We start from the raw sequence: 3,152 nt of genomic DNA, 5'->3' as shown, positions 1-3,152 counted from the left end.
TAATATTAAAAATAGTGGATCAGCATTGTACGTGGTTAAGATCAGATCCTTATCTACTTGCAGATCAGCTTTTTACTAAGCGAATATTTACAATCTAAGTTACGCACAGGTTAAGCACTGAGTTACTCACAAATACCTACCTGTAGATCATATTTTTACTAAGTAAATTATAAAGTTATGCACTAAGCAATAGTGATAATGCATGGTTTAATTAGTATAGATCTGATCTGTAGTAAGTACAGATCAGATCTATGCTAACTCGAACTAAGCTTATCCACAGGGGGTTAAGATTTTTATATAATTTGTCGTGTAAAATATAAAAAAAAACACTTTGTAATGGACAAAATTATTATTTAGTTAGTAAAAATTTGGCTTATCAACACTCAGTTAGTAAAAATGTGATCTGAAAACGCTTGTCTTAAGTTTTCCTTAGTAAAATACTGATCTGAGCATTTTATTTGAAGTCAGATCACTTTTATACTAACTTAAACATTTAACTTTTGTGGCTTTATGTGTTGTTATTAGCTGTCACAATAAAAACGGAAATAAAAACCATGAGCCGAAAGGTCAACATCTCGGTAGATAACTTGCCCGATACACTTAGGGGCCAAATTCACGGGGTGGAAAGTGCGATCGATAACGAAAGCCTAGCACTATTTACAGATAATAAAGATGTGCGAATTTCGATAGAAAATGCAGCCCATGGGTTACGCGCTTACTCTAACACATTTAACCATTATGATCTGTGGGGACGTTTTGTTCGCTCAGGCCACAAAAAACTGCCACTTGAAGAAGCCCCTAAAAAAACCATCATTACGCGTAAGATATCTGAAAAAGTAGATGGTATTTTATATGATGGCGAAATAAAAATAACACCGGCTGTGGTCAGTACTCGTAAAGATGGCGAAGATGTAGAATATTTAGTGTGGCCATCAGATAGAGAAGAAAAAGTAGAGCGCGCATTAATTCGCCTAGCTTCAAAAGGTAAAATTGTAAAAATTAATTTTAAGTCCGGTATTCAATATGCCGTTGTGTTTTCTATGAACGAATTAGCACAAGAGCTTAAAGCGGTTGGCCAATCTATGCCATATCCGCAAATTAAAGAGTCGCTTGAAGCATTGCAAGGTTCTAAACTTTCTTTTAAATATTCTGCAACGGATACTAAAAATTCGGATATTGATGATTCGTTTTACGAGTCGAATATGAACTTTTTATCGTCTTTGCACTTTAGTGGTAAGAAAGGCCAAGGCGGAAACGTAAAATGTGTTGCGTGTTTAAATGCATTTGTACACAACATGATTGATAACCTTGAATACAAAGGTTATTACTTTAACAGTGCACAAGAATTAAAACGCGGATTATCGCGTTGGATGATGCTGCGTTTATATCATTTATGGCGTTATGCAGCACCAGGAAAAACCTACCATTTTAGATTACTTTCTATTATGGAAAAATATGGCTCTATTTACTCAACGGATGATATTACCGAAAATAAATTAAAAGCACTGCGTCGTGATATGACAACCACGATGAAAGATTTAATTGAAAAAGGAGCAATATCTGAATACAGCATTACCAATGTTAAAGATGATAAAACCGGCAACATAGTCGATTACACTTATGAAATGCATCCGTCTGATCAATTTTGTGATGAGATATTGGCATTAAATAAACACAATAAGCGTATTGAAATACAAGGCGGCAAACGCATTGTTGAAAATGCGGTATTGATTGATGAAGATAAGCTGGAAGAAATTGTAGAAAAGTAATTCTATTTATTTTTACCAACAAATATATTAAAGGCCACATAATGTGGCCTTTTTAACATAATTTATTTAGTTACTTGTTCTAAATATAATCGGTCTACTAGAAAATCATATTCGCGTTTTCGGGGATGCGATAAGGGTTTTTGGTAACTCGGTAGTTCGCCAAATTTTACGTCGGGCTGTGGGTTAATTAGTATAAAAGGTAAAGCAGCACTAACATGATAGCGATTTTGTGCAGTGTACCTCACATTAACTTGAGGACTAACTCGAGTAGGGCGCCTAATTCGCAATTTTTCTTTTTCACCCAAACTGGCTACTCGAACCTGTTCTTGTGCAACCAGTGACTGCCATTTTTGCTGATCAATCATTCGCGGGTTTTTATAGCCTGCCGATTTTTCTAACATTTCAAGCGCCATTTTTTTTGTAAGTGTTTTGGTTGCGTGTTTATGCATCCAAGTAAAGCGAACAGAAAAAGGGGATTCAATTTCACTATGAATTTTACGATACGCCGCAAGCGTTATTAAATTTGGCATTGCATTATGCACCGCTTCAAATCGCGCGTCGTTATTATCTATTGCTAGAATACAATTTTTAAAAGCTGCTTTTGCACTATTTACCTGTGCTATGCGATCAATAATGGCTTGTTTATTCGCCTCTTTTATTACTAGCAAACCAGGGTGTCGCTTTAATACTCGGCTGCTTAGCCCTGGCTTTTTATACATATCTGAGAAAGCATTTAAAATTGCCTTATGTGCCAATTCCCCTGTTATTTTTGAAACGCTTATAGACTCAGGGATTATATTTTCTTCAGTACTACTAATCTCAGGTAATTGAAAATACTCTGCTTTAGCAAAGCCAACCTCTTTAAGCTCATCAATTAAGCTAAGTGTTAATTCATTGAGTAAATCAAACTGACTTCTTATTTGTACCTTTGTAACCATTAGCTACCTACCTACCTAGAACCCATCTTACTGGGTCACTATTTTCGCAAACAACCTTTTCTTTTGATAGATATTTCTTAAATAAAATTCTATTGCCAAGATTTACAATAATTTAAACTAGGTACGATGTGTTCTTCATGGTTTTTTTAAGTACTTTTGCTTCACATATTTTAAAAGAAATAATAGAAGGGGTGAGTTTAGGCACTGAGCTTTGTATGAAGCGCTAGCATAAATATTTAAAAGCGCATAATTGAGTAGCATTCTTTTTTAAAATCACCCGTAAAGTTAAGATTACATAAGTGCAAATTAAGTATGATGTGTTCCTATTGCTATCTGTATCACCATCGCTTAGCTATTAAGCTTCTACTCAAGCTATTATAATGCACACTCTACCTACTTAGATTATTGTTTTTAAATGTTTATTTATTTTTGCTTTATAAACTTG

2 protein-coding genes are annotated in these 3,152 nt (G+C 34.5%); one reads left to right on the top strand and one right to left on the bottom strand.

From position 1 onward, the window contains the following. Positions 1 to 554 precede the first annotated feature (554 nt). Positions 555 to 1,769: a hypothetical protein gene (locus QL984_RS18320; protein ID WP_013463357.1), complete on the top strand. Its 1,215-nt coding sequence runs from the start codon at positions 555 to 557 to the stop codon at positions 1,767 to 1,769. 62 nt (positions 1,770 to 1,831) lie between these two features. Here the strand turns inward: QL984_RS18320 and QL984_RS18315 are convergent, their stop codons facing one another. Next, a complete protein-coding gene (locus tag QL984_RS18315) occupies positions 1,832 to 2,707 on the bottom strand; it encodes a DNA replication terminus site-binding protein (protein ID WP_008464472.1) in 876 nt (291 codons plus the stop codon). Positions 2,708 to 3,152: the final 445 nt, after the last annotated feature.

The sequence above is a fragment of the Pseudoalteromonas sp. APC 3495 genome (genome assembly GCF_030407645.1).
Lineage (GTDB): Bacteria > Pseudomonadota > Gammaproteobacteria > Enterobacterales > Alteromonadaceae > Pseudoalteromonas > Pseudoalteromonas tetraodonis.
Note: the sequence above shows the minus strand (reverse complement) of the source record. Positions and strands in the feature narration are given on the sequence as shown.